The sequence below is a fragment of the Actinoallomurus bryophytorum genome (assembly GCF_006716425.1).
In the GTDB taxonomy this organism is placed as follows: Bacteria; Actinomycetota; Actinomycetes; order Streptosporangiales; family Streptosporangiaceae; genus Actinoallomurus; species Actinoallomurus bryophytorum.
Genome location: NZ_VFOZ01000002.1, coordinates 826,681 through 853,493 on the forward strand (window position 1 = coordinate 826,681; position 26,813 = coordinate 853,493).

Consider the following 26,813-nt stretch of genomic DNA (forward strand, 5'->3'; position numbering starts at 1 on the left):
CCGCCGGCGGCGGGCCGGGCGGCTTCGGCCGATGGGCGCCGGCGACCCCTGGGACGGGAGATCCGAGGGACCGCCGGCCGGATGCGTGTCAGGAGGTCGGGGTCACGGTCGGGCTCGCCGTAGCGTCGTGTCTCATCTCGGCCACCACGTCGGGCGGCATCGGCCCCTGGGCATCGATCGCCAGCAGCACGGTCCCCGGAGAGTAGGGATCCGCGCCACTCACCTTCCATCGCGAGGGGATCCACGAACGCGGCCTGCTGGTGCCCCACCCCGGCCAGTACACGTTGTACATCGCCACCCGAAGGCCCTTACGGGCGAGCGCGGCCTCCGCCTGGGCCACCGTCAGGCCTTCCAGGCCGCGCGGATCGTCCTTCGGGGATGTACTGACGTACGGCTCACCGGGTTCCGCCTCGCGGCCGATGGTGATACCGGCATGCCCTTTGAAGGTCAGCGGAATACGCAGGCCGATCGAGCAGTTCCCGCCGCTCGCGGTAGGGCAGGTGGGGTCGTCGATCATCTTGATTCCCGCTCCCTCCTCCTCCGAACGTTGCGCCCTCTCGTCCTCGTCCTCGCCCGCGATGCTGCCGACGGCGTGCGGAGAGGCCGGGACCAGCGTGACCTCGATGTTGAGTCCGTACTTGGCGAACGCCGCCTTGAATCGTTTCCTGTCGGCGCGGGGGTCGACGATCCGTGCCTCGTAGTAGGTCGTCCCGCGGATGATCTGGACCGCGGCGGCGAGGCGTACGGACTCGCCCTTGTCGGGATGGTCCGTCAGCGCGATGACGCCGGCGACGCCCGCCGCGGCGATCGCGGCGGCCGCCACGGCGCCCAGGATCATCGGCCGGCGGCCCGCGCGCCCGCGCGCCCGCGACGGGTGAGACGGCAGCGTGGTGATGTCGTCGAACAGGGCGCGGGTAGCAGGCCGGCGGGCGAGTCCGCGCAGCGCGTCGTCGTGCACGCGGGCGAGCCCGCGCACCGCGCCGTCGGTCGGATGGGTCCTCATGTCAGGGGCTCTCCTTCGTCGAGGAGCGGGTCATGACCATGGGCGCCGCGTCGACTCCGGCCGAACGGAGGGCGTGGGAGAAACGGGTGCGGGCGCGGTGGAGCCGTACGCGCGCGGTGCTGCGTGAACAGCCGAGGACGGTCGCGATGGCGTCGCGGTCGAGCCCCTCCCACGCGACGAGGCCGAGGATCTCCCGGTCGGCGTCGGACAGCGCGCGGAACGCCTCCGCGATGCTCGAGGCGTCGAGCGGGTCGCCGACCAGAGCCACGATGTCGTCACGCAGCTCCGTGGTGCGGAGCCGGCGCTGTCGCTCGCCGCGCCGATGGTTGGCCAGCACGCGGCGCGCCACGCCGTACAGCCACAGCCGGGCGGCGTCGCCGGTGGGCATCTGGTCGACGCGGCGCCAGGCGATGGCGAAGGTCTCGGCGACCACGTCGGCCGCGTCGTGGGAAGAGGAGCGCCGCCGGAGCGCGTAGCCGCAGATCGCCTCGTACGTCGCGTCGAAGACCGCCTCGAAGCCGACCTTGCGGTCATCCATCGGGGGTTCCGTGGACGGACGGGTCAGGGGGCATTCTCGTTTCCTCGACCATCGGGGATGCGGTCACCCCTACCGTGTCGGCACCCGGCCCTCCGTTACAGGCGACTTCCCCCGCTGCCGGCGGGAAGGCAGGCCCGCGGCGTCAGGTCGCGGTGCCGGCCGCCTGGCTCACCAGGATCGCCGGGTCGTCCAGCACGCGTTCGACCACGAGTGAGGCCGCGCCGAGGGCGGCCGCGTCGCCGCCCAGCCGGGACACCGTGACGCGCGGAGGCGAGCGCCGCACCACGCCCGCGCCGCCCGAACAGCTCCGGTGCCGAGCCGATCCCGTTGAAGTTCCCGCAGCCCAGCACGAGCACCGGGACCTCGAGGTTCGTACCGCCGAGTCTCACGTGACGCATCGGCCGACACTATCCGCCGACGACGGGCCGGGCTGAGCGGCTCCGGCCAATGACCGCCGACTCCCCTTATCTCGGGCGTCGAGGAATCGTCCACCTGCAAAGCGCAAGGTCAGCGGTTCGACCCCGTCTCTACCCGCCCACGCCTTGCGTGACGGACAGCAGTCGGCCGAGGCGGCTCAGGATGAGACGCCGTAGCAAGTGGCGATCGCGGCGGCGCGGGTGCGCAGGGAGGTGCGCAACGACAGCGGGGCCAGGGCTTCCGCGTCCGTGCTGAGCTGCCACAGCGCCCATTCGGCGTGTCGTGAATCCTGGAAGGTCACCTTCAGCCGCAGCCAGCCGTCTGCGTCGGGTTCTTCGGCGTGGACGGCCAGCGCGGTGCCCAGCAGTTCCTCCCGCCGCGCCGGGTTCATCCGTACCAGCACGGTGACCTGGTCACCGCCGGCCCGAAACCGCGTGCTGCGTTCCTGCCAGACCTGGTCCAGATCGACCCGGTCTGGTCGCTGTGCGGGTTCGGCGAGTTCCTGAGCGGCCAGGATCCGTGACAGCCGGTAGGTGCGGTCCCCGCCGGACCTCGTGGCCAGCAAGTAGCCCTGGTCGCGTACGGTGACCAGGCCGATCGGGTCCACCGTGCGCCACTTCGGGGTCTGGTCCACAGCCGCGTAGTGGATGCGCAGCTTGTGTCCGGCGAATACCGCGCGCAGGACCTCGGCCGCTATCTCGTCAGGCACCTCCTCGGCGACCAGCCGACGCGAGAGGAGGTCGGTCTCCGGGTCGATGAGCAACCGCTGGGCCGCGCCGGCCGCCGTGTCCCGATGGCCTTCGGGTAGCGCGTCGACCACCTTGAGCATCGCCGAAGCGAGCGCCGAGCCGAGGCCGAACGCCTGCGCGCCGCGCCTCGATCCGGCGACCAGCAGGGCAAGGGCCTCGTCGTGGTTCAGTCCGGTGAGCTCGGTCCGGAAACCGGGCAACAACGCGAAACCGCCATGCCGGCCGCGTTCGGCATAGACCGGGACACCGGCTGCGGACAGCGCCTCGATGTCGCGCAGCACCGTGCGGGCGGATACCTCCAGCTCGAGGGCCAGCGCCGTCGCCGACAGCCGACCGTGCTGCCGCAGCAACAGCACCAGCGATACCAACCGGTCGGCGCGCATACGAAAACTCTACTGAAATACACGACACAGGATGTCGTGATTTGCGGGGAGGCTTATCAGTGCGACGAAAAGTGGTGGCTATCGAGCCGATCGACGTATTGACGAATCGAATGGAGCTGATGTGGCAGTGGAGCGAAGCGCGGTAAACCCGTGGGCGTGGTCAGTGGAAATGGGGTACAACCAGGGTGAGATCGTCTCTGGGCACACCCGAACCTTGTACTGCGCCGGGCAGACCGCGATGAGCGGCGACGGCAAGCCCCAGCACAGCGACGATATGGCGGCGCAGCTGGCGCTGAGCCTCGACAACCTGGAGGCCGTTCTCGGCGAGGCCGGCATGTCCCTCGCGCACCTCGTCCGGCTCAACGTCTACACCACCGACGTCGAGCTGCTTTTCCAGCACTACGGTTTGCTGGCATCGCGGTTGGGCGCCGCCGGGGTGGCACCGGCCACCACGACGCTCGGGGTGACACGGCTCGCCATCCCCGTCCTGATGGTCGAGCTTGAGGGAACCGCCGTCGCGTGATGCGGCCTCGCCGCCTCCGGTAAGGCTGCCGTACGAACAGCGTCTGGCCTGGACAGGGTCAGGCGCTTTTCGTTCGTATCCGGCTGACACCGACCGCCATCGGTTGATGGCGGGGGCTGTGCCGAATACGTGCCCAAGTCGTTCCGGTTGCAACGTCGGCAGACTGCCCGCTAAATGGTGTGAAACAGTCGGTGGTTCCTCCGCCCGCACCATTTCTCCGTCTTCCCACATCGTGCAGCAGATTCTTCAGGCGTACGCGGTCAGGTCGCGGTGCCGGCCGCCTGGCTCACCAGGATCGCCGGGTCGTCCAGCACGCGTTCGACCACGAGTGAGGCCGCGCCCAGGGCGGCCGCGTCGCCGCCCAGCCGGGACACCGTGACGCGCGGAGGCGAGCGCCGCACCACGCCCGCGCCGCCCGCCAGCGCCGCCTCCGCCGCGGGACGGGCCCACGGTGCGAGCCCCGAGAAGATGCCTCCGAGCACGATCGTGTCCGGGTCGAGGAGGTTCACCGCGGTGGCGAGGGCCTGGCCGAGCGACTCCCCCGCCCGGCGTACGGCGGCCAGGGCGCGCTCGTCGCCCGCCTCCAGCCTCGCGACCAGCGCGGACAGCGGGCCGTCCGGGCTCGCCGACGACGTCGCGGTCGTCTCGGCCATCCCGGCCGCGCGCAGGATCGCCTCCTGACCGGCGACCTGTTCGAGGCAGCCGCGCCCGCCGCACGCGCAGGGGGCGCCGCCGGGGTCGACCACGACGTGGCCCAGCTCCCCGGCGAAGCCGTGCGCGCCGCGGAACACCCGCCCGTCCACGACGATGCCCGCGCCGATGCCGATCTCTCCCGAGACGTGGATGTAGGAGCCCAGCTCAGGGCCGTCGCCGAACCACAGCTCGCCGAGCGCGCCGAGGTTGGCCTCGTTGTCGTAGTCGGCGGCCAGTGGCAGCGGCGGCAGGCCGGCGTTCAGCAGCTCACCGGCGGCGACGTCGCTCCAGCCCAGGTTGGGCGCGGAACGCAGCCGCCCGCCGCGGCGGTCGAGGACGCCCGGCAGCGCGACGACGGCACCGGCGACCGACAGGCCCTGGTCGCCGGCGGCGGCGATCGCCCGCTCGGCGAGGCTGGTCAGCCCGGCGATGACGCGCTCCGGCGCGCGGCCCCGGTTGTTCGCGGCGACCAGGTGCCGGTGCCGGATCCGGCGGCCGAGGTCGAGCACGCACGCGGCCAGGTAGTCGACGTTGATCTCCAGGCCGAGGCCCGCCACCCGGTCGCCGTTCACCGACACCGCCGTGGCGGGACGCCCGCGCTCGCCGTCGCGTACCGGCCCGTCCTCGCGTACCAGCCCGGCGCCGGCGAGCGTCGCGACCAGACTGGAGACCGTGGTCTTGGTGAAGCCGGTCGCGTCCGCGAGGCGTGCGCGGCTGACCGGCTGCCGGCGGGAGATCTCGCCGAGAACGACGGCGAGGTTCCGCTCGCGCATGGTGCCGTGGCGTACGGGGACGACCTGATGGCGCATCGTCACAGACTAATCATTCCGACCCCGGTGTGTTGACACCTCGGGCCTGCGCGATTTAATTAGTCCAGTTCGCGTACGAATTAAGGAGCCAGCATGTCCGGTCAGTTCCAGCCCACCCGCGAGGACAAGTTCACGTTCGGCCTCTGGACGGTCGGCTGGCAGGCCCGCGACCCGTTCGGCGACGCCACCCGCGCGCCGCTGGACCCGGTGGAGGCGGTGCACCGTCTCTCCGAGCTGGGCGCGTACGGCGTGACCTTCCACGACGACGACCTGCTCGCGGTCGAGCCGGACCGGGACCGCGCGATCGCCTCCTTCCGCAAGGCTCTCGACGAGACCGGCCTCGTCGTGCCGATGGCGACCACCAACCTGTTCCAGCACCCGGTGTTCAAGGACGGCGCGTTCACCTCCAACGACCGCGACATCCGCCGGTACGCGCTCCGCAAGGTGATGCGCAACCTCGACCTGGCCGCCGAGCTGGGCGCGAACACGTACGTGTTCTGGGGCGGCCGCGAGGGCGCCGAGACCGACGGCGGCAAGGACGTACGCGCGGCGCTGGACCGGTTCCGCGAGGCCATCGACACGCTCGCCGGCTACGTGACCGAGCGCGGCTACGACATCCGGTTCGCGCTGGAGCCCAAGCCGAACGAGCCGCGCGGCGACATCCTGCTGCCCACCGTCGGCCACGCGCTGGCGTTCATCGGCTCGCTGGAGCACGCCGACATGGTCGGCCTCAACCCCGAGGTCGGGCACGAGCAGATGGCCGGGCTCAACTTCGTGCACGCCATCGCCCAGGCCCTGTGGCACGGCAAGCTGTTCCACATCGACCTCAACGGCCAGCACGGCAACAAGTACGACCAGGACCTGGTCTTCGGCCATGGCGACCTCAAGAGCGCGTTCTTCCTCGTCGACCTGCTGGAGAACGGCGGCTACGAGGGCCCGCGCCACTTCGACTACAAGCCGACCCGTACCGAGGACATCTCGGGCGTGTGGGCGTCGGCGGAGGCGAACATGCGGACCTACCTGATCCTGAAGGAGCGTGCGCGGGCGTTCCGCGCCGACCCTGAGGTGCAGGAAGCGCTCGCCGCCTCACGCGTCGAGGAGCTGTCCGTGCCGACGCTCGGTGCCGACGAGACCTACGCGTCGCTCGCGGACGACGCGTTCGACCTGGAGGCGGCCGCGGCGCGTGGGTACCACTACGAGCGCCTCGACCAGCTCGCCATCGAGCACCTCCTCGGCGCACGCGGCGGCGAGTGAGAGGGCGAACGCGACCATGAGCAAGACACTCGTCGCGGGAGTCGACTCCTCGACGCAGTCGTGCAAGGTCGTCGTCGCGGATGCCGAGACCGGCGCGGTCGTACGCGCCGGTCAGGCGCCGCACCCGGACGGCACCGAGGTGGACCCGGCCGCCTGGTGGGAGGCGCTGAACCTCGCCATCGCCGACGCCGGCGGCCTGGCCGACGTCGAGGCCCTCGGCGTCGGCGGACAGCAGCACGGCATGGTGTGCCGGTCCGGCGACGGCGAGGTCGTACGCCCGGCGCTGCTGTGGAACGACACCCGCTCGGCGGGCGCGGCCGAGGACCTGGTCCGCGAGCTGGGCGGCCCGGCGAAGTGGGCCGAGGCCGCGGGCAGCGTGCCGGTCGCGTCGTTCACGGTGACCAAGCTGCGCTGGCTGGCCCGGCACGAGCCGGACGCGTTCGCACGTACGGCCTCGGTCTGCCTGCCCCACGACTACCTGACGTGGCGGCTGACCGGTGAGTTCGTCACCGACCGCGGCGACGCCTCCGGCACCGGCTACTGGTCACCCGCCGAGGGTGAGTACCGCACGGATCTGCTGGAGCTGGCGACCGGACGGGTACCGGAACTCCCCCGCGTGCTCGGACCGGCCGAGGCGGCTGGCCGTACGTCATCGGGTGCGCTCGTGTCGGCCGGTACCGGCGACAACATGGCCGCGGCGCTCGGCCTCGGCATCCGGCCCGGCGACATCGTCGTGTCCCTGGGCACGTCGGGCACGGTGTTCACGGTCTCGGAGCGGCCCAGCGCCGACCCGTCCGCGGCCGTGGCCGGTTTCGCCGACGGGACGGGACGGTTCCTGCCGCTCGTCTGCACGCTCAACGCCGCACGCGTGCTGGACGCCGCGACGCGGCTCCTCGGCGTGGACCACCACGAGCTGGCCCGGCTGGCCCTGTCGGCACCGCCCGGCGCGGACGGTCTCGTCCTGGTTCCCTACCTGGAGGGCGAACGCACTCCCAACCGGCCCGACGCGACCGGTTCCGTACACGGCCTGCGCCTGGACAACTCCACCCCGGCGCACCTGGCCCGTGCCGCGATCGAGGGAATGCTCTGCGGCCTGGCCGACGGGCTCGACGCCCTCCTCGACCAGGGCGCGCGGGCCGAGCGGGTCCTGCTCATCGGCGGCGCGGCACGCTCTGAGGCGGTACGCCGCATCGCCCCGACGGTGTTCGGCCGGCCGGTGCTGGTGCCCGAGGCCGGTGAGTACGTCGCCGAGGGCGCCGCGGTACAGGCGGCGTGGGCCCTGTCGGAGCGACCGGAACCGCCACGCTGGGAACGCACGGGACTCGCGACGTACGAGGACGAGGCGGCACCCGCCGTACGCGAACGCTACGCCCAGGCGCGGGACCACGTGCTGTCCCGCTGATCACTTCCGGGCGTCCGGCTGCGGGGCCCATGTCCTCCATGAGCTTCTTCAGCCGGTCGCCCGGCGGAAAACGCAGCGCGATACTCATCGGCACCCGTGGGAAAGCCTGTCAGCGTTCCTCCTCGGCTCCAGGCTCCTCTAGGGCCGCGTCGTGCATCTCCTGCAGCGTCTCCGCGACCTCGGCGCAGGGAGCGCCGAGGTCGTACCGGCTGAACAGGTGCAGCGACTCACCGGCGTCGATCTCCAGGATCTCGGTGCGCAGGCCGAGGCTGCGGTGCTCGCCGAGAGCGACGCGCTCGACCTCCCGCCACGGGACGCGCCGCCGGCGTGCGAACCCGCTCACCACCGTCAGCCCCTCGGCGTCGGCGGCCAGGCGTACCGGCGCCACGATGTCGCGCAGCCCGTACACGCCGAGCGCCAGGGCCCCGACACCGGCGAGCAGCAACCTCTCTCGCTCGTCACCCGAGAGGAGGGCGACCATCGCGAGCAGCAGGGCACCGGCGAACTTCAGCAGGGTGGGAGTCGACGCCACGCGCCACCGCGTCAGGGATTCGGGCACCTTCACAGCATGGCAGCAGCCATCCGGTAGCTTGAGCCCGCCATGAGCCGTGAAGCGCAGTCGAACCTCGAGCGCCGCGTCGTCGCCGCGGCGGAGGCGGCGCTGGCCCGGTCGGGTTCGGTCTCGCCGATCGACGTCCTGACCGGCCTCGGCTGGCTGCACGGGCGCAAGGTCGACGAATGGCGGCAGGGCCGCGCCGGCCACCTCGAACACGCGCTCACGGCGCGGCCGGACCGGCTGGCCGCCGTACGGGCGACGCTGCGGCGCTGGGCCGAGGAGAGGGAACTGCGGCCGAGCGAGATGCCGTACCTGTCCGCGGCGCGCGACCGCGCGAGCCTGCGGTTCACCGCCTCCGGCGATGAGGCCGCCGAACGCGCCTACCGCACGCACTGGCTCTCCCCGGACCTGTCCGAGGCCCGGCGCGCGCGGCTGGTCGCGCGGCAGAGCAAGCCGCCTGACCTGCAGGTCGTCGAGCCGCTCAAGGAGTGGACCTGTGTCGGCTGCCACGGCACCGGTGACCTGCTCATCCTGGAAGACGGCAAGCCGACCTGCCTGACCTGCGCGGAGCTGGATCATCTGGTGTTCCTGCCGGCCGGCGACGCCGCCCTGACGCGGCGCGCGAAGGCGGCGAGCGGACTGGCCGCCGTGGTGGTGCGCCTCAACCGGCGGCGTAAGCGGTACGAACGCCGCGGCCTGCTGGTCGAGGAGGCCGCGCTCGACGCGGCCGAGAGACAGTGCCTCGCCGACGAGGACGCGCGTGCGCGCCGCCGCGAGCGTGACCGCGAACGCCGCGCGGACGAGGACCTGGAGCTCCAGGCGAGGACGGCACGGGAGATCAGGCGGATCTTCCCCGGATGCCCGCCGGAGCGGGCCGAGGCGATCGCCCGGCACACCGCCGTACGCGGCAGCGGGCGCGTGGGACGCTCCGCCGCCGGGCGCGCCCTGGACGAGACCGCGGTCAGTGCCGCCGTCGTCGCGTCCGTACGGCACGAGGACACCGGATACGACGCGCTGCTGATGTCCGGCGTCCCACGGGCGGACGCGCGCGAACGGATCCGGGCCGACGTCGACGGCGTGCTCGACCGGTGGCGCGGCTGACCGAACGTTGATCGCTGACTTTCGCGATATTTCAACGTCCTTGAGTTATCTGTTTGGTTTTCCGGAGCATGAGTGACCAGTGACGGCATCGGGGCGGACAACGCCGCGCACGAAGGCCGCGGGCCGGGACTGGAACCAGCGGCGGGCCGCGAAGCTCGAGCGGCTTGAAGCGGTCCGGTCCTTCACGTCGGGCCGGGTGCTGGATGCCGGGCGGATACGTGAGGCGCTGGAGGTGCTGCTGCGTCCAGGCGACCGGGTGGCGCTGGAGGGGGACAACCAGAAGCAGGCGGATTTCCTCGCCGAGGCTCTGGCCGGTTGCGATCCGGATGTGGTGCACGACCTGCATCTGCTGATCTCCTCGATCAGCCTCCGTGAGCACCTGGACGTCTTCGAGCGCGGCGTGGCTCGGCGTCTCGATTTCGCCTACGCCGGTCCGCAGAGCGTGCGCATGGCGCAGTTGCTCGCCGATGGCAAGGTCGAGGTCGGGGCGGTCCACACCTACGTCGAGCTGTACGCGCGGATGTTCGTCGACCTCACCCCCGACGTAGTGCTGCTGTGCGCGGAGCAGGCCGACCATGAGGGCAACCTGTACACCGGCCCCGCCACCGAGGACACTCCGACCATCGCCGAGGCGGCCGCGTTCCGCAGCGGGCTGGTGCTGGTTCAGGTGAACGAACTGGTGGAGCGGGTTCGCCGGGTGGACATCCCCGGTGACTGGGTGGATCTGATCGTGGAGAGCCCCCGGCCGTTCGCGCTGGAGCCGCTGTTCACCCGGGACCCCCGTCACATCGGCCAGGTGGAGATCCTGATGGCCATGCTGGCGCTGCGCGGGATATACGAGCGGCACGGAGTGACGACGCTGAATCACGGGATCGGCTTCGACACCGCGGCGATCGAGCTCATCCTGCCCACCTACGGCGGAGAGCTCGGCCTGCGCGGGAAGATCTGCAAGCACTGGACGCTCAACCCGCACCCGACGCTCATCCCGGCCATCGAGAGCGGCTGGGTCGAGTCGGTGCACTGCTTCGGGGGCGAACCCGGCACGGAGCGCTACGTCGCCGCCCGCCCGGACGTCTTCTTCACCGGTCACGACGGATCGCTCCGCTCGAATCGAGTGTTGTGCCAGCTCGCCGGCCAGTACGCCGTGGACCTGTTCATCGGGTCGTCGCTGCAGATCGACGCCTGCGCGAACTCCTCGACGGTCACCGAGGGCCGGCTGACCGGTTTCGGCGGGGCACCCAACATGGGGCACGATCCCCACGGTCGCCGGCACGCCTCCCCGGCGTGGCTGAGCCTGCTGACCGGCGAGGCTCCCGCGCTGCGCGGCCGCAAACTCGTCGTGCAGATCACGCAGACGTTCCGCTCCGGTGGCACTCCCGCCTTCGTCGAGTCGCTCGACGCGGTTCAGGTCGGCAAGGACATCGGCATGCCCATCCCGCCGATCATGATTTACGGCGACGACGTCAGCCATGTGGTGACCGAGGAGGGCGTGGCCTACCTCTACAAGGCCACCAGCCTGGCCGATCGGCGCGAGGCACTGGCCGCGATCGCGGGCGCCACCTCGGTCGGCCGTGACATGGACGAGCGGCGCGTCGAAGGACTGCGCCGCGACGGCCTGGTCGCACTGCCCGAAGACCTCGGCGTGGACGTCCGCCGGGCGGAACGCTCCTTGCTCGCGGCTCGCAGCATCGAGGATCTCATCGCCTGGTCTGGAGGCCTGTATGACCCACCCGCACAGTTCCGGACCTGGTGATCCGCCGATGGCCGGCACCGGCGCCCCTCCTGCGCGTACGTCCGCGGCGTTCCTCGCCGACCTGGCCGTCCGCGCGCTCCGTGAGGAGGCCCGGCTGAGTCCCAAACCCGGGCTGGTCGACCCACGAGGGAGCGGCGCGCACGACGACATGGATGTGCCGCTCCTCCTGACCTCCGCCGAGGCGCTGCGTTCCACCTTCCGGTCCGTCGCCGACGCGGCGCGGCTGATGGCCGCCGGGGCCGGGCTACGGGAGGAACTGGGCCGGCTCGGCCGCGAGGGCGACCGGACCATGCTGCGGACGACGCGAGGGGTGAACACGCACCGCGGGGCGCTGTGGGCGCTCGGGCTGCTGGTCGCCGCAGCTCCCGACGCAAGCAACGAACGGGAGGCCGCCCGCGGTGCGGCCAGGCTGGCGGCCCTTCCCGACCGGCACCTGCCCGCAGGAGCGGCCTCCCACGGTGAGCGGGTACGGCGGCGGTACGGGGTGCGCGGTGCTCGCGGCGAGGCCGAGGCAGCCTTCCCTCACGTCGTCGAGGTCGCCCTGCCGCGATTGCGCCGGGCCAGAGCGGCCGGGTTCGCGGAGGGGATCGCCCGCCTGGACGCGCTGCTGGGGATCATGAGCCTGCTCGACGACACCTGTGTACTGCACCGTGGCGGCGTCGAGGGCCTGCGCGTCGTACGGCTAGGCGCGGCGCGCGTCCTGGCCGAGGGAGGCCCAGGTACAGACTCCGGCCATGCCTGTCTCCTCGAGCTGGACGAACGGCTCCGCGCGCGGCGGCTGTCACCGGGTGGGAGCGGCGACCTGCTGGCCGCCGCGCTCTTCCTCGACTCGGTTCCGTGGCCGGAGCCCGGCGCCCGAACCGTACGGGAGGCCGTCGCGTGCGGACGTTGAGATACGAGTTCCCCGCCGACGATCCGCCTGCCCGGCGGGTCCACGTCGGGGTGGTCGGCTCGGGGGATCTGGAGATCCTGATGACCCCCGAGCCGACGGGCATAGCCCGTGTACGGGTACGCACCAGCGTCGACGGGTTCGACACCGTGTGGCGCGTCGTGCTCGAACGGTTCTTCGCCCGCCACCGTGTCGCCGCGAGCTTCGAGCTGAACGATTTCGGAGCGACACCCGGGGTGGTCACCCTGCGCCTGCGGCAGGCCGTCGAGGACGGTGGGTCATGACACCTTCGGCGACTCCGGACTGGACCGCGCTGCTCGCCCGCACCAGCTTCATCGAGCTGGACGCACGGGCACGCGCCACCGCGGTGCTCGACGACGGTACCGCTCGCGAACTGTGCGGTCCCTTCGACCGCATCGAGTCACCGTGGCTGGAACCCCAGGACGTCGTTCCCGAATCCGACGATGGCGTGGTCGTGGTCAAGGGACGGCTCGATGGGCGAGCCGCGGTCGTGATCGCCATCGAACAGGCCTTCCAGGGCGGCGGCATCGGTGAGGTGTCCGGCGTGAAGATCGCCACCGCGCTGTCCCTGGCCGCCCGCGACAGTCGTGACGGCACCCCGACCGCCGCGGTCCTGCTGCTCGAGACCGGAGGTGTACGCCTGCAGGAGGCCAACCTTGGCCTGGCGACGGTCGCGGAGGTGTGCTCCGCGGTGCTCGAGTTACGCGCCCTCCAGCCCGTCATCGGCGTCATCGCCGGAGCGCTGGGCTGTTTCGGTGGCATGAGCATCGCCGCCGGGCTGTGCACCACGTTGATCATGACCAGGGAAGGCCGTCTCGGCCTCGACGGTCCCCAGGTGATCGAATCCGAGGCCGGCGTCGCCGAGTTCGACGCCTCCGACCACACGCTGATCTGGTCGATCAACGGCGGCACGCAACGTACCGGCACCGGTCTGGCGGACGTACTGGTCCTGGACGACGTCACCGCCATGCGATCCGCCGTGATCGAGGCCGTCGGACGCGGTGTGCCCGGCGAGCATCGTTCCGCGCGGATCGGTGAGCTGAGGGCCCGCCTCGAGGCCGTCGATCCGGCCGCCCCGCCGGAGCCCGCCGGCCTGGCGGCCGTGTGGGCCGACGCCGTACCGCCGAAGGGAGACGGGCGGTGAGCCGCGGCCGGGCCTGGACGCAGGCACTCGCCGACGGCGCCGTGGGACACGTGGTCCCGTCCGTGATCACGGCCGACGTCACGCTGGGCGACGACGTCGCGCGTCTGGCCGCCGTCGTGCCGGACCCGGACAGCCCGTACCACCGAGCCCGCACGGGCGAGGTCGGCCTCCGCGAGGGGCTCGGCCTCGCGGAGGCGGTGACCGGAGTCATCACCCAGGACGCGCGGCTGCCCGATCACCGCCGCCGGCCGATCGTCGCGATCGTCGACGTGCCGAGCCAGGCCTATGGGCGCGTCGAGGAGCTGCTCGGCCTCCACCACGCGCTGGCCGCCGCCGTTGACGCCTACGCCTCAGCCCGCACCGCCGGGCATCCTGTGATCACACTCATCGTCGGAACGGCGCTGTCGGGCGGACTCCTCGCCCACGGCTACCAGGCGAACCAGATCCTGGCGCTCAAGGACCCCGGCGTGGTGATCCACGCCATGCACAAGCCGGCCGCGGCGAGGGTGACACGCAGGACCGTCGACGAGCTCGATGAGCTGGCCAGGCACATCCCCCCGCTGTCCTACGACGTCACCGACTGGGCGAAGCTCGGCCTGTGCGACGAGCTCCTGGACGTCGAGAACGCCGCCGACCCGACCGGCAGGGACGTCCGGAAAACGAAGGACGCGCTCACCGCCGCCGTAGAACGGGCCCGCCACGGCCCCCGCGACCTGAGCAATCGCCTCACCTCGCCCGGCGCCCGGCGGACACGGACGGCCTCCCGGCGCGTCCACGAGGCACTCGCCGCCCAATGGCAGTGACAGCGCGCCCCCACGACCTGTTGCGGCTCACCGAGAACGCCGCGCTCGGCGCCATGCCGCCTGACTGGGCTTCCGCGTCGCTTGCCGCCTGCCCCTGGGGCGTCGTACGGCGGGCGCCGCGCTCACCCGGTTTCATCCCGATCGGCGTACGGGGCCTCGAGCGGTGGCAGCGCCACGCCACCGTCATTCCCGCCGGCGCGGTCACCCGCTCCGTGCCACCCGAGGAGCTGAGGGAGCAGAGACCCCGCCTCTCCGGGCTGGCCGCGACTCTGTCGGCCGTCGCCCTGTGCCTGGCCGCCGAACTCGGTGACGTCGTCTGGGGGCCGATCGGGAGCGTCGGGTTCGAACTGGCCAGCGGGCGGCCGGTCACTCATCCGGGAAGCGATCTGGACCTGCTGGTCCGGATTCCACGCAGGCTGGAACGCGCCCAGGCGGCGCGGCTGGCGGCGGCCTTCACCGATCTTCCCGGCAAGGTCGACTGCCAGCTGGAAACCCCTTGCGGCGGGGTCGGTCTCACCGAATGGGCCGGTGCCGGCGGCCCTGTCATGGCCCGCACCGACCACGGCCCGGAACTGGTGAACGACCCGTGGACACCGGCGTGAGAGTCGCGTTCCTGTACCCCGGCCAGGGCACCCAGCGACCCCGGATGCTCCGCGACCTGCCCGGGCACCCGGCCGTCAACGCGACTCTTGCCGAGGCCGAGCGAATCCTGCCCGGCTCGTCGCGGCAGGACGGTGCGGAGGAGCTGGAATCCACGGTCACCGTGCAGGTCGCGCTGTGCATCGCCGGAGTCGCCGCCACCAGGGCGCTCGCGGACGAAGGCGCCACTCCCGATGCCGTCGCCGGGCACTCCGCGGGAGCGTTCCCCGCCGCCGTCGCGGCCGGGGCGCTGACCTTCGCCGAAGCGCTCGTGGCCGTGCACCACCGCTGCGAACTCATGCGTGACGCATACCCCTCGGGATACGGCATGGCCGCCGTCCTCGGGCTGAGCGTGCCGCAGGTCCGGCGCGCGGTCGAATCGATCGCCACCGACGATGACCCGGCTTACGTGGCCGTCATCGACACCGACCAGCAGATCGTCGTCGCCGGCAGCATCCGTGCCCTGGAACGCCTGACCACAGCCGCCGCCCAGGCGGGCGCCCGTCGCGTGCGGCCGCTGGACGTCACCGTCCCCTCACACTGCCCGTTGCTCGGCCGCGTCGCCGACGCGATGGCGGACCATCTCGCCACCATCCCCCGGCGCCGCCTCACCGTGCCGTACGTCGGCGGCACCGGCCGTCTCCTCCACCACGCCGACGGTGTCCTCGACGACCTCGCCCAGAGCGTCGCCACCACGATGAGATGGCGCGACGCCCTCGCAGTCCTAGCCGAACTCGGCACGGCTCTGTTCGTCCAGACGCCCCCCGGACACGTACTCGCCCGCCTCGTCCAGGCCGCCCACCCGGACACTCACGCCATCACCCTCGCCGACACCGGTATCACCGGGGCGGCGTTCCACGTCCGCCGCGCCCGGACATGCGAGGGCGACGAAGCGCTGCGTCATCCGGGCCACGCGCGGTAGGGCATGCCTGGAGATCATCCGTCGAGCGAAGGGGGAGAAATGGAGACCGAGGGTACCTGGCGACGGCTCAGGGCCGGCATGCCTCTGGCCGCGCTCACGCTGATCGCCGCGGCGTGCACGTCATCGACGGTCGGCACCCGTGGGGCCGCGAGAGAGTCCGCGTCGCCCACCCTCGACACCCGGCCGTTCCCCTGTCCATCGCCGGGCCGGTCCAAGCCCACGGTCGTCCTGGTCCACGGCGCCTGGGCCGACACGTCGAGCTGGAACGGTGAGGTGGACTCACTGCGGCGAGCGGGTTATACCGCCCGGGCCATCGCGAACCCGCTCCGGAACCTGACCGCCGACGCCGCGTCCGTCGCGGACTTCCTGGGGACGATTCCCGGCCCCATCGTGCTGGTCGGACATTCGTACGGAGGATCGGTCATAACCAACGCCGCCGCGACGAATCCGCGCGTCAAGGCGCTCGTCTACGTCGACGCCGCGGCGCCCGATGTCGGGGAGACCACCGGTCAGCTCAGCGGTTCCGGTTCCGCGCTCACCAAGGATCCCGGCTCTCTCTACGACAAGGTGCCCTCTCCGGACGCGCCACGGGGAGTCACGGATCTGTACCTCAAGAAGGAGGTCTTCGTCGGTTCCTTCGCCTCTGACCTGCCACGGGACACCGCCCTCCGGCTGTGGGCGACCCAGCGGGCCGCCTCGACGAGTGCCTTCACGACGCCCACGAGAGCCGCGGCGTGGCGAAAGATCCCGTCCTGGTACCTCGTCAGCACCGGGGACCGCATCATCACCCCGGCCTCGGAGTTCTCCATGGCCCACCGGGCCCACGCGAAGATCACAGAGTTCCGTGGCGGATCCCACCTGACCTTGATCTCACACCCGGACGTCGTGACGGCGGTGATCGGCCCCGCGGTGTGCTCCGTACGGTGACGTCGGTCGTGCGGCTACGCGCGAACCAGCGGCAGATCCGTGCCAAGATCCGGCACTACGGCGACAAGCTCCAGTCCGGCTGTCAGGGCGCCGCATGTTCCCGGGACGTAAATCGACGACCGCGCCTTTCTCGGCCTATTCCTACGGTGATCCGAGAAGGCTTCGGGTGCGGACAGAAAAGGTACATGGCGGCGGGCGATGGTGCGGAGCGCCGCCACGTATCTGTCAGTTGAAGTGGATTTCCTTGAACACCACTCCAGCGGGACTGAAATACTTTTCCTGGTAGTTGCTGAAACGCACGTGCCTGCCGTCACTCGCCCGGACGAGGTACCCGCTGTTGTTCCCCGCCCGAATGAGGTCGACGGCGAAGCCCATGCCGTATGTGACGTCGTGGCCCTCGAGGCACTCGCTCATGGGCGCCCCGCCGTTGGTGCTCGAGGCGTGCAGGACGAAAAACGTGTCGGGAGTGCACTCGACGTCCGCACGCGCCGGGGACGCGACAATTCCCGTCGACAGGGCGGCGATACCCGCCGCGGCAAGTCCGGCCGCGACCATTCGTTTGAACATTGGGCTCCTTCCAAAGCCTCCGTAGCCTTCAGGTAATAGGACGTGGGCATCCGCAGAAGGGTTTACGCCGAATGACTCATTGATTTCCGCGCCGGCGTGAAAGCGATCGGGGTCACCCCGTGGCCTGCCGGGTGACGCCGGCAGGCCGGGCGCGGTGATGGTGCTGGGAGCGGCACCATCACCGCGCTCCTCCGCGTCACGCCGGACGGGGGCGGAGCGGACCGGCGGAGCTCAGAATCCGGTTGCGACGATCTTGCCGATCGTGTGGCCGCTTTCGACCAGTTCGTGTGCGTGGCGCAGGGTGGCCGCGTTGATCGGGCCGAGTTCGGTGGTGAGCGTCGTACGGATGGTGCCGGCGTCGATGAGTTCGGTGACCCGTTCGAGCAGGTCGTGGTGGGCGATCATGTCGTCGGTCTCGTACAGCGGGCGGGTGAACATCAGTTCCCAGTGGAAGCTGATGCTCTTGGCCTTGAGGGGGACGAGCTCCAGTCCCTCGGGTTCGTCGATGGCCGTGATCTCACCGCCGGGCCGGAGCACCTCGGCGAAGGCCTCGATCATGCCGGCCGTGTTGGGGGAGAGCACGTAGTGCACGCCGTCCGGCACGGTGGCGCGGACGCCCGCCACGAGGTCATGGTGGTCGATGACATGGTGCGCGCCGAGGTCGAGCGCCCACTGCCGTGACTCGGGCCGGGACGCCGTGCCCACGACGGTGAGCCCGGTCAGTGCGCGGGCCAGCTGGACCACCATGGAGCCGACACCGCCGGCGGCGGCGAGGACGAGCAGGGTGCCGGTGGAGTCGGCGCCGAGGCGGAACCGGTCGAACAACGTCTCCCACGCGGTGATGGTGGTCAGGGGAAGCGCGGCGGCCTCGGCGAAGCCGAGGGTGCGTGGCTTGTGGCCGGCGATGCGCTCGTCGACGGCATGGAACTGCGCGTTGGTCCCGGGACGGGTGATCGAGCCCGCGTAGTACACCTCGTCGCCGACGGCGAAGAGCGTGACGTCACTGCCGACCGCGGTGACGACGCCCGCCGCGTCGTAGCCGAGCACCTTGGGCTGTCCACCGGGGTCGTTGCCCTGGCGCACCTTCGTATCGACGGGGTTGACCGACACGGCCTCGACTCGTACGAGGAGGTCACGCGGCCCGGGCGTGGGGACGGGCAGCTCGACGTCCTCGAGACTCGCCGGGTCGGATATGGGAAGTGACCTGCGGTAAGCCACCGCGCGCATCGTTTCGCTCATGCGGATTACGCTATATGTCCTCCGTCGTGCCGTTGCATTATGTTCGACCGGGCCGTGTGTCAGCTCGGGGCAGGGATCAGAACTGCACGTTGACGGTCAGCTGGGAGTCGCTGAACCATCGCTCGTAGACGGCCAGCCACTGTCCGTTGACCAGCCGATATCCCACGGCTTCCTCGCTGTCCAGGCCGCTGAGCGTAACGGGGCCCCAGCATCCGCCCGACGACACGACGGTCGACGACCACCATCCCCGCTGCGGGAACGCGACGTACTCGTCGGCCGGGCTGGGGATGTTCCCGGTGGTGTTGCAGAACGTGAACTGCGCGCCGGCCTCCGCCTGCGCCGCCGTGGGGACCAGAGCGGATGCGAACAGCCCCGCCGCGGTCAGGCCCAGCAGAGCCTTTCTGCGAACTGCCATGGTGAGGTCTCCTTCTAGTTGCAGACAACGGTCCCTGTCTCCAGTCGGCCAATGACGCATACGAAGGGAATCCCGGAAGGGTTCAGCGCGGATCCTTGTGAGTGCGGGACCAGGCGGCACCGCCGTTCGTGGGGCCGGTGGGAATCTCGGCGATCAGTGAGGTCCCCCGCCCGGGAGGACCGAGAATGCGCAGGGTGCCGCCGAGTGCTTCGACCCGGTCGGCCAGGTCGAGCAGCTCCGATCTTCCGGCGACGTCGGCTCCGCCGACCCCGTCGTCGCTGATCGACAGTCGGATGCTCGTGTCGTCGGACACCAGGTCAACGCGCACCGCAGTGGCATGGGTGTGCTCGGCGGCGTGCGTCAGTGCCGCGGAGACGAGGAAGATGACGGTCAGGACGTGCGCCTCGGGCAGCCGCCGGCCGGCCGACACGCTGAGCTCGACCGGTACGGGTGAGCGGCGTACGAGAGTGGCGAGAGCGGGCTCGATCCGCCGGCCGACCAGGGTCGCGGGGTACACCCTGCGGGCGATCTCCAGCAGGTCGTCCATGACCGCCTGCACATCGCGGGCGCTGTTCACGAGACGCCCCTGGAAGTCGCTCGGCCCGTCCAAGGGCGTGGCCGTCAGGCCCTGGATCTCCAGAAGGATCGAGACCAGGCGTTGCTGTGTCCCTTCGAGGTCGCGTTCGAGGAGGTAACGCGCCTGGTCCGTCGCGGCGACGATCCTGGCTCGCGCGGCCGTGAGCTCCATGTGGGTCTCTTGGCTCGCGATCACGGCGACGGCCACGTCCGCGAAACCGCGCATCCGCTCCGTGGTGTCATCGAGGAACCACTCGGCCGTGTTCGAGGCGGCGATCGCCACCCCCCACAGCTTCCGGCCGACGATCAGGGGGTACCCGGCCGACGAGACCACCCCGTGCTTCCGCAGCTTCGTGGAGAGTTCGCCCGTGCCGCCGAGACAGTCGATCCTGCCGGGGGCCCGGGTACGGTAGACGGCTTCGGAGACGGTTCTTCCCTCGAGCCGCCATCGAGACCCTCGGGGCACGGCGTGCTCGTGGTTCCAGCCGCTGACGATCGTTATGAAGCCGTCCGCCTCGTACCGGGCCACCACGGCGTGCCCGGCGCCCAGGACCTGCGTCATCTCCCGCGCGATCCCGGCCAGGCTGTCCTGCAGCGGGAGGGTCTTCGCGGCCAGAGCGGCGAGGTTCCGGAACGCCGCGAGTTCCTCCACGACGAGAGGATCGGGTGGCGGGAGCGCGGTAGAGCCGGCGGCGACTCGGCGCGTCACCATCACGCGCACCGTGGGCAGGCACGCCAGGAGACCCCCTGACCACGGAACGGCACGTCGTATCGCACGGATCACTTCCCGCAGGAAGTTCACGGCCCACCGGACCAGGCAGAACAGTCGGCGAGAGCCGGCCCGTCCCGCCACGGACGAGCCGTCGCGCGGCAGGTGCGTGCCGCCGGCCGGGAACAAGCGTCCACAGATCCCCCCTGGACGTGAGTCGACCGGTGTCGACCCGGTTGGTCGATAGGTTGGTCTGGGGGGCGACCGCGGCGTATCCCCCACCTGGCAGAGTTCCACGGCCGGTACGGCGAGCCACGGGACGCCGGCGCGGGGCCCGGATGCCGACCGAGACCGGGGTCTTTGCCCAGGTCAGCGCTGACTCGGTATGTTGGCTGGGTGGTGCGTATCCGACATACCTCCGTCGGGTCGATACCGGACTCGCGGGATGCGGCCGGCGATGATGTCGCGGGCCACTCGCGGTACGGCTGGCGTGGCAGGGACCGTGAGTGGGAGATGGTCGCGCGCCTGTTGCGGGCGGCCCGCGGTGGCCGTGGCGGGGTGCTGCTGTTCGAGGGCGAGCCGGGGATCGGCAAGACCCGGCTGCTGGAGGAGGCGGCCGACTCCGCGGCGTCACAGAAGTTCCAGCTCGCCCGTGGCGCGGCGGAGAAGCTGAGCCGCGTGGTGGCGCTGGGGCCACTGATCCTCGCACTTGGAGAGTCCACCCAGACGTTGCTGGCAGTCCCGCAGCTCGCCGGCGGCATGGATGCGCGGCTGCGGCTGCTGGACGCGGTGCAGGCACGCTTGGAAGAACGGGCCGCGCGCGGACCGCTCCTGATCGCCCTGGACGACCTGCAGTGGGCGGATCCCACAACCCTGCTGGCCCTGAGCACCCTCGTCCCCGAGCTGTCCTCCTATCCGCTGGTGTGGATACTGTCGCGGACGGCCGGACGCCGGGATTCGGGCGTGGCACGGTTGTACGACGTTCTCGAACGCGATGGTGCGACACGAGTGACGATGGGCGCGCTGGCCCGGCCGGCCGTCGCGGAGATCGCGGCCGACGTTCTTGGCGTCGCGCCGAGCCCCGAGCTGCTCGCGCTGGTGGCGGGGGCCGGAGGCAACCCGTTTCTGCTGGTGGAGCTGCTCACCGCGCTCCGCGACGAGCACGCCGTACAGACGATCGAGGGCCGGGCCGTTCCGATCTCCTCCCGGCTGCCACATCGGATCAGGGAGATCGCCACCAGGCGGTTGCGCGGGCTGTCGCCCCGTGCTTGTCACCTCCTGCAGGTGGCGGCGGTCCTGGGCTGTTGTTTCGAGGCCGACGACGTCGCGGAGATGTTCGGCGAGCCGCTGGCTCGGCTGCTGCCTGCACTTGACGAGGCGGAGGCCGCCGGTGTCGTGGTCCGCGGTCCCGACCTACTGAGCTTCCGGCACGACCTGTCGTGGATGGCGGTGACGGAGACGATCGCGCCCACGGTGCGGCGGGCCTTGCACCGTCAGGCCGGCCAGATGATGCTCGAACGCGGCAGTTCGGTCGCCGCCGCCGCGCACCTCGTGGAAGGCGCCCGCCCGGGCGACGCGGCCGCCCTGGCGGGTCTTGACCGGGCCGTACGGGAGGTGCTGCCGACCTCCCCGGAGACCGCGGCCGAACTGGCCGTACGTGCGGTCGAGCTCACCGTCCCCGGCGACGAGGCCGTGTTCGACCGCGTACTGAGAGCCGTCCGCGCCCTGACGACCGCCGGGCGGCTGAGCGAGGCGGTACGGCTGGCCCGTCCCGCGCTGCGCGCCGCCACCACACCTCGTGGCCGTTGTGCGCAACTGCGCTACGAACTGGCGTACGCGCTGCTGCAGGCCGGTCATGTGGCCGAGGCGGTGGCCGAAGCCGAGACGGCGATCGACCAAGGTGACCTTCCTGACGAACTGCGCGGTCTCCTCGAACAGGTGCTGTCCCACGGACCGCTGGGAAGCAGGGCACGCCCCCGTGCCCGTCAGCGTGCCGAGGCGGTCCTGGCCTCTTCACGGCAGCACAGCAGACCATCGCTGATCGCGGCCCACCTGGTACTCACGGACGTCGCGTGGAGCGAAGGACGGGCGGCCGACGGCCTCGGCCACAGCCACGAAGCCGCACGCATCGCCTCCAGCGAGCCGATCCGGTACATCCGTCCGCACGTCCTGTACGCCTGCACGCTCATGGACATGCGGCGGCTCACGGAGGCGGAGACCGCCCTGCGGATCGCCACCGACCAGATCACCGCCCTGGGCACCACGGCCCATGCCGCCATCCCCACCCTGCTACGCGCCCGGCTGCGCCTCATCGAGGGCCGTCTCGACGATGCCGCCACCGAGGCACGGGCCGGACTCGCCACAGCGGACAAGCTGGGCGCGCATCTGTACGACGTGTTCGGCACCACCGTGCTCGCCACCGTCGCGCTACGCCGCGGCGACCTGACGGCCGCCGACACCTACGCCGACCTCAGCAGGTCGCATCATGTGCCGGGCCTGGACCCGATGTCCGCCTGGTGGTGGACCAACTGGTGCCCGACGCTGGTCGCCGAGGCACAGGGCGGCCCCGAGCGTACGGTCGACCTCCTCCAAGCCCCCTACACCGACCCGGGGGAGCGGCGCCTGCTGTTCATGATCGAGGCCGACGCCGCGGCCTGGCTGACACGAATCGCCCTCGCCCTGGGAGACCGTGCCCGCGCGAACGCCGTCACCGCCACGGCCGAACGTCTCGCGCGCGACGCCCCCGACTTCCCCACCCTCGGCGCCTCAGCCGCACACGCACACGGACTCCTCCACCACGACACCGCGGCGCTCGCCCACGCCGCCACCGCCCACCTGACCTCCTGGAGCCGCGCCTCCGCCGCCGAGGACCTCGGCGTCATGTACGCCCGCGCCACCGGCGCGACCGACCGGGAGACGGCGATCCACCACCTCGACCAGGCACGCGACGCCTACCAGCAGGCCGGCGCACAGCGGGACGTGGCACGCGTACGCGCCCGGCTACGGCGGCTCGGCGTACGGCGCCGTCACTGGACCCAGAGCAAACGACCGGCCTTCGGCTGGGACAGCCTCACCGACACCGAGCGCAACGTCGCCGCCCTCGCCGCCCAGGGACTCACCAACCCCCAGATCGCCGCACGCATGTTCATCTCACGAGACACCGTGAAGTTCCACCTGAGCCAGGTCTTCCGCAAGCTGGACATCGCCTCCCGCGTCGAACTCGCCCATCGAACGGGCCCGCACGGCTTTCGACGTAACGCCTGATCAGGTTCGCCTGGAGGATCGTCCACGGGGCCGGTCGCGTGCTCGGTCAGGAAGGCGGTCACCTGGCGTACGTTGACGGCGTTCTCGCCGTAGTCGACCCAGGTCGAGGGCAGCGACGGCCGGCTCGAGACCGTCACCTCACACCCCGTGCCCATCGGGCGTGCGGCGACGGTGACCCGCTGTCCCCAGCTTTGCCATGACAGGGGTACCGCGGCGGTCATCTTCCGTCCGTCCGCGTCCACACGCCGGACCTTCCACTTCCATGACCGCGCGGCCCGATCGGCCAGTCGTACGGTCTCCTCACACGACAGGGGCAGCGTGACGGTCCGCTGATGACGTACCGAACCCCAGAGCCGCGGCTCGACCCCACGACGCCGCAACCGCACGACCACCATGATCGTCAGAAGCGAGGCGAAGACCACCCCGGCGAGCACCGCGATCAACCCGTTCACCAGGTGAGGTGGCCAGCCGTCGCCGAAGGACACGGCAAGCCCCATGGCGATCGTGAAGGGCACAAAGCATTTGAGAAAGATGATCAGTGTGGCGACGCTCGCCTTGCTGGAAGCCGGCATCATCGGCCTGCCGGCCGGCGGACCTTACGGATTGCCATCGAAACCCCTGGGGAACGGACCCCGGGCCGACCGGGGGTCTCTGCGTACATAGGACGCCCGCCTGCGGTCCCCGGTTGCACCTCGCCCGGCTCCCATCGTGGGTGGCGCTGGATCCGCTGTCCGGCAACGCCACACTGAACGGGATACCCATACGGGTTCGTCCTGCCTGATCCCGCCCGCCCGTTACGGTATTGGGCGATTGGCCGGATTTCGACCGCGGCCGTACGACGGAGGTACCCAGGTGGCGGACGACGACTTCCAGCAGATCCTCGAGAACGCCTACCGCACCGGCGGGAGGCTGGACGACACGGTCCTCGATGACCTGGAGGCGCTCGCGACCGCCGAGCAGACGCTCGGGCCCGACCATCCCGACACCCTCACCTGCCGGATCAACCTCGCCCACGCGTATTACGAGGCGGGCCGTGTGGACGAGGCGATCTCCCTCGGCGAGCAGGCGTTCGGCGAGTGCGCCCGGCTCCTCGGAGCCGACGCCCACGACACACTCATCGCGGGCAACAACCTCGCCTCCGCCTACCGCGAGGCCGGCCGGCTGGACGAGTCCATCGCCACCTGCATCCAGGCCCTCACCAGCGCCGAGCGGAGCCTGGGGCGCGACGACCCGATGTCGGTCACGCTCATCAACCACCTCGCCGACGCCTACTCGGCGGCCGAGCGGATCGACGAGGCGATCGAGCTGCTCCTGGAGGTGCTCGCCACGCGCGAGCGGACCCTGGGACCGAACGACCTGGAGACCATCGGCGCGCGCAACAACCTCGCGCTGGCCTACCGCGACGCCGGGCGCCTCGACGAGGCCGTACGGCTGCTGGAGGAGACGCTCGCCGACGCCGAGCGCCTGATGGGCATCGACCACGACGGCGTCCTCACCATCCGCGCCAACCTCGCGTCGCTCTACGACGACCTGGGCCGGACGATGGAGGCCGTCGAAGCGTACGAGCGGGCGCTGAAGGACCGCGAGCGTGTGCTCGGCGCGGACCATCCGGACACCCTGATGTCGGGGGCCACGCTCGGCTCGATGTACAAGGACCTCGGGCGTTTCGGCGAGGCGGTGGAGCTGACCGAGACCGCCCTCACCGGCCTGCGGAGGCTGTTCGGCCCGGACCACCGTGACGTCCTGCGGGTCCGGATCCGCCTCGCGCTCGTCCACACCGCGTCCGGGCGCGCCGAGGAGGGCATCGCGCTGCTGGAGGACGCCCTCGCCGGCTGTGAGCGTCTCTTCGACTCCGACCACCCCGACACGGTGCGCTGCCGGCGTGACCTCGCCGACGCCTACCGCGAGGCCGGCCGGCCAGGCGACGCCGTGCCCCTGTTCGAACGCGTCGTGTCCGACTGGGAGCGGATCCTCGGGCCGGACGACCGCGAGACGATGGCCGTACGCAACCTGCTCGCGCTGGCCTACGACGACGCGGGGCGCATGGGCGACGCCGTGGAGGCGTACGAACGGACCCTCCTCGACCGCGAGCGGGTCCTCGGCCCCGAGCATCCCGCCACTCTCCTGTCCCGCAGCAACGTCGCGCTGACCTATCGCGAGCTGGGCCGCCTCGACGAGGCCGCCGACATCCTGCGCGCGGTCGTGGCGGGCCGCCGGTACGTCCTCGGCCCCGACCACGTCGACACCCTGCGCTCCCGCAACCACCTCGCCCTGGTCTGTGAGGAGTCCGGCCTGATCGAGGAGGCCATCGCGCAGTACGAGGCGACGCTGGCCGACTGCGAGCGCGTCCTCGGCTCCGAGCACGAGCTCACCCGCAAGGTCGCCTTCAACCTCGATGACGTGCGCCCGCCGGACTGGGAGCCGCGCTACGCCGTGGAGGAGCGGCTGGCCGAGGCGAAGGAGCGCGGGGACGCCGACGCCTATCTGCGGCTCCTCGCCGGGCTCGACCTGTTCGTCCTGGCACCCAAGGGACGCGCCGACGACGTCGTCGCCGGGCGGCACGACGTCGTCCAGTGGCTCGTGCGGTCCGTGGACGGCCACGACCACGCTCAGGTCTTCACGCGCGGGGCGACTCCGCGCCAGCCGGACGCGGTGTACCTCATGAAGTCGATCAGCACGCTCGCGCGGGACTGGCCCGACCCGGAGTGGCGGGTGCTGTTCAACCGCGGAGTGCCCGCCCTCGAATGGTCCCTGCCCCACGACGCCCTCGTACGGGCGGCCCGCGAGGCCGTCCCTCCCCCGGGCAACCGGCTGCTGACCCGGCTCGACGGCCCGACGGCCGGGCCGCTGGCGTTCGGGCTGGCCTGCGGCGCGCTGCTCGCGGTGCAGAGCGCGGTCCCGTGGAACGACGTCGGCCTCGTGTACGGGGACTACATCGGCCGGATGCGCTCGCTGCGCGACGAGTGGGGCGTCATGGACGCCGCGCAGTGGCGCGAACGCACGGACGCCCTTCTCGGCGAGAGCGGCGGCGACCCGCGCGTGTCCCTGGTCCTGTCGCTGCGGCGCGGGGCCGCGTGCGGCGCGGAGCCGGCACCGTGGCGGCGGGCGATCGAGCGCTGGTCACGGGACAACGCCGTCCCGCCGGAGGCGCTGCTGGACCTCGCGGCGAGGATCGGCCGGTACGAGGCGCGCTTCCGCGACGACGGGCTGCTGCCCGCCGGCGGTGTCGTGGGCACCGCGCTCGCCTACGACTTCGGCCGGGCGGTGAACATGGCCCGCTGGGGACGCGAGGCGCAGTTCTGCGACCAGGACACCGCCGAACGCCTCGTCATCGGCGCGGGCAGGCGGTGCCGGCGGCACTACGACTCGTGGGCGGCCCTGTCGGCCGGATACGCGCTGGGCCGGGTGCTGCGCTTCGGCGACGAGGAGCTGGGCACCTGGTACGACTCCGTGCTCGCCGCGCACCGGATCCTCACCGGGGCCGCCGGCGGCCCGTGGCAGACCCTGAGCTGGTGAA

The 26,813-nt window shown here is 71.4% G+C and carries 24 protein-coding genes; 14 read left to right on the top strand and 10 right to left on the bottom strand.

What is annotated here, in order from left to right:
* Nucleotides 1–88: 88 nt before the first annotated feature.
* The 4 genes from FB559_RS39850 to FB559_RS39860 form a co-directional block, all read right to left on the bottom strand.
* Nucleotides 89–1,003, bottom strand: coding sequence for a hypothetical protein (locus tag FB559_RS39850; RefSeq protein ID WP_141962768.1), 915 nt, complete (start codon nt 1,001–1,003; stop codon nt 89–91).
* Between the two features lies 1 nt (nt 1,004).
* Nucleotides 1,005–1,541 (bottom strand): RNA polymerase sigma factor, encoded by a 537-nt coding sequence (locus tag FB559_RS39855; protein WP_141962769.1) that lies wholly within the window; start codon nt 1,539–1,541, stop codon nt 1,005–1,007.
* Nucleotides 1,542–1,683: 142 nt separating this feature from the next.
* Nucleotides 1,684–1,827: a hypothetical protein gene (locus tag FB559_RS44375; RefSeq protein WP_185792692.1), complete on the bottom strand. Its 144-nt coding sequence runs from the start codon at nt 1,825–1,827 to the stop codon at nt 1,684–1,686.
* A 288-nt stretch (nt 1,828–2,115) separates the two neighbouring features.
* Nucleotides 2,116–3,090, bottom strand: coding sequence for a helix-turn-helix transcriptional regulator (locus tag FB559_RS39860; RefSeq protein ID WP_141962770.1), 975 nt, complete (start codon nt 3,088–3,090; stop codon nt 2,116–2,118).
* Between the two features lie 127 nt (nt 3,091–3,217).
* Here FB559_RS39860 and FB559_RS39865 point away from each other — a divergent pair, with 127 nt between their 5' ends.
* Nucleotides 3,218–3,613, top strand: a complete 396-nt coding sequence (locus FB559_RS39865; protein ID WP_141963269.1) for a RidA family protein — start codon at nt 3,218–3,220, stop codon at nt 3,611–3,613.
* A gap of 260 nt (nt 3,614–3,873) precedes the next feature.
* Here FB559_RS39865 and FB559_RS39870 read toward each other — a convergent pair whose 3' ends face one another.
* The gene (locus FB559_RS39870) at nt 3,874–5,115 is read right to left on the bottom strand and encodes an ROK family transcriptional regulator (protein ID WP_141963271.1); all 1,242 of its coding nucleotides are present in this window, start codon (nt 5,113–5,115) and stop codon (nt 3,874–3,876) included.
* A 93-nt stretch (nt 5,116–5,208) separates the two neighbouring features.
* Here FB559_RS39870 and xylA point away from each other — a divergent pair, with 93 nt between their 5' ends.
* Entirely contained in the window at nt 5,209–6,369 is a 1,161-nt protein-coding gene (gene xylA, locus FB559_RS39875; RefSeq protein WP_141962771.1) for a xylose isomerase, read from the top strand.
* Nucleotides 6,370–6,385: 16 nt separating this feature from the next.
* On the top strand, nt 6,386–7,771 hold the full coding sequence (gene xylB / locus FB559_RS39880; protein WP_141962772.1) for a xylulokinase: 1,386 nt from the start codon (nt 6,386–6,388) through the stop codon (nt 7,769–7,771).
* 109 nt (nt 7,772–7,880) lie between these two features.
* Here xylB and FB559_RS39885 read toward each other — a convergent pair whose 3' ends face one another.
* Nucleotides 7,881–8,330 (bottom strand): PH domain-containing protein, encoded by a 450-nt coding sequence (locus FB559_RS39885; protein WP_221640672.1) that lies wholly within the window; start codon nt 8,328–8,330, stop codon nt 7,881–7,883.
* A 42-nt stretch (nt 8,331–8,372) separates the two neighbouring features.
* Here FB559_RS39885 and FB559_RS39890 point away from each other — a divergent pair, with 42 nt between their 5' ends.
* The 9 genes from FB559_RS39890 (at nt 8,373) to FB559_RS39930 (ending at nt 16,526) form a co-directional block, all read left to right on the top strand.
* The gene (locus tag FB559_RS39890) at nt 8,373–9,428 is read left to right on the top strand and encodes a DUF2293 domain-containing protein (protein ID WP_141962773.1); all 1,056 of its coding nucleotides are present in this window, start codon (nt 8,373–8,375) and stop codon (nt 9,426–9,428) included.
* Between the two features lie 79 nt (nt 9,429–9,507).
* Nucleotides 9,508–11,181, top strand: coding sequence for a malonate decarboxylase subunit alpha (gene mdcA / locus FB559_RS39895; RefSeq protein WP_141962774.1), 1,674 nt, complete (start codon nt 9,508–9,510; stop codon nt 11,179–11,181).
* A gap of 7 nt (nt 11,182–11,188) precedes the next feature.
* The gene (locus FB559_RS39900) at nt 11,189–12,073 is read left to right on the top strand and encodes a triphosphoribosyl-dephospho-CoA synthase (RefSeq protein WP_141962775.1); all 885 of its coding nucleotides are present in this window, start codon (nt 11,189–11,191) and stop codon (nt 12,071–12,073) included.
* Nucleotides 12,061–12,354, top strand: coding sequence for a malonate decarboxylase subunit delta (locus FB559_RS39905; RefSeq protein WP_141962776.1), 294 nt, complete (start codon nt 12,061–12,063; stop codon nt 12,352–12,354). Before FB559_RS39900 ends, FB559_RS39905 begins: the two co-directional genes overlap by 13 nt.
* Nucleotides 12,351–13,235: a biotin-independent malonate decarboxylase subunit beta gene (locus FB559_RS39910; RefSeq protein ID WP_141962777.1), complete on the top strand. Its 885-nt coding sequence runs from the start codon at nt 12,351–12,353 to the stop codon at nt 13,233–13,235. Before FB559_RS39905 ends, FB559_RS39910 begins: the two co-directional genes overlap by 4 nt.
* A complete protein-coding gene (gene mdcE / locus FB559_RS39915; RefSeq protein ID WP_221640673.1) occupies nt 13,232–14,038 on the top strand; it encodes a biotin-independent malonate decarboxylase subunit gamma in 807 nt (268 codons plus the stop codon). Before FB559_RS39910 ends, mdcE begins: the two co-directional genes overlap by 4 nt.
* Entirely contained in the window at nt 14,029–14,640 is a 612-nt protein-coding gene (locus FB559_RS39920; protein WP_141962779.1) for a malonate decarboxylase holo-ACP synthase, read from the top strand. Before mdcE ends, FB559_RS39920 begins: the two co-directional genes overlap by 10 nt.
* Entirely contained in the window at nt 14,637–15,599 is a 963-nt protein-coding gene (locus FB559_RS39925) for an acyltransferase domain-containing protein (protein WP_185792693.1), read from the top strand. Before FB559_RS39920 ends, FB559_RS39925 begins: the two co-directional genes overlap by 4 nt.
* Nucleotides 15,600–15,638: 39 nt before the next feature.
* Nucleotides 15,639–16,526 (top strand): alpha/beta fold hydrolase, encoded by an 888-nt coding sequence (locus FB559_RS39930; RefSeq protein ID WP_221640674.1) that lies wholly within the window; start codon nt 15,639–15,641, stop codon nt 16,524–16,526.
* Between the two features lie 225 nt (nt 16,527–16,751).
* On the opposite strand, the gene FB559_RS39935 is transcribed toward FB559_RS39930, so the two are convergent.
* The 4 genes from FB559_RS39935 to FB559_RS39950 all read right to left on the bottom strand — a co-directional run bounded on the left by FB559_RS39935 (nt 16,752) and on the right by FB559_RS39950 (nt 20,035).
* A complete protein-coding gene (locus FB559_RS39935) occupies nt 16,752–17,093 on the bottom strand; it encodes a hypothetical protein (protein ID WP_141962781.1) in 342 nt (113 codons plus the stop codon).
* 231 nt (nt 17,094–17,324) lie between these two features.
* Nucleotides 17,325–18,332 carry a zinc-binding alcohol dehydrogenase family protein gene (locus FB559_RS39940; RefSeq protein WP_141962782.1) on the bottom strand — a complete coding sequence of 336 codons (1,008 nt, stop codon included), beginning with the start codon at nt 18,330–18,332 and terminating at the stop codon, nt 17,325–17,327.
* A 76-nt stretch (nt 18,333–18,408) separates the two neighbouring features.
* On the bottom strand, nt 18,409–18,747 hold the full coding sequence (locus FB559_RS39945; RefSeq protein WP_141962783.1) for a hypothetical protein: 339 nt from the start codon (nt 18,745–18,747) through the stop codon (nt 18,409–18,411).
* A gap of 82 nt (nt 18,748–18,829) precedes the next feature.
* On the bottom strand, nt 18,830–20,035 hold the full coding sequence (locus FB559_RS39950; protein ID WP_141962784.1) for a GAF domain-containing sensor histidine kinase: 1,206 nt from the start codon (nt 20,033–20,035) through the stop codon (nt 18,830–18,832).
* A 393-nt stretch (nt 20,036–20,428) separates the two neighbouring features.
* On the opposite strand from FB559_RS39950, the gene FB559_RS39955 reads away from it, so the two are divergent.
* Together FB559_RS39955 and FB559_RS39960 are read left to right on the top strand one after the other, a co-directional pair.
* Nucleotides 20,429–23,296 (top strand): helix-turn-helix transcriptional regulator, encoded by a 2,868-nt coding sequence (locus FB559_RS39955; RefSeq protein WP_141962785.1) that lies wholly within the window; start codon nt 20,429–20,431, stop codon nt 23,294–23,296.
* Nucleotides 23,297–24,148: 852 nt separating this feature from the next.
* Nucleotides 24,149–26,812: a tetratricopeptide repeat protein gene (locus FB559_RS39960; RefSeq protein WP_141962786.1), complete on the top strand. Its 2,664-nt coding sequence runs from the start codon at nt 24,149–24,151 to the stop codon at nt 26,810–26,812.
* The last annotated feature ends 1 nt before the right edge of the window (nt 26,813 follow it).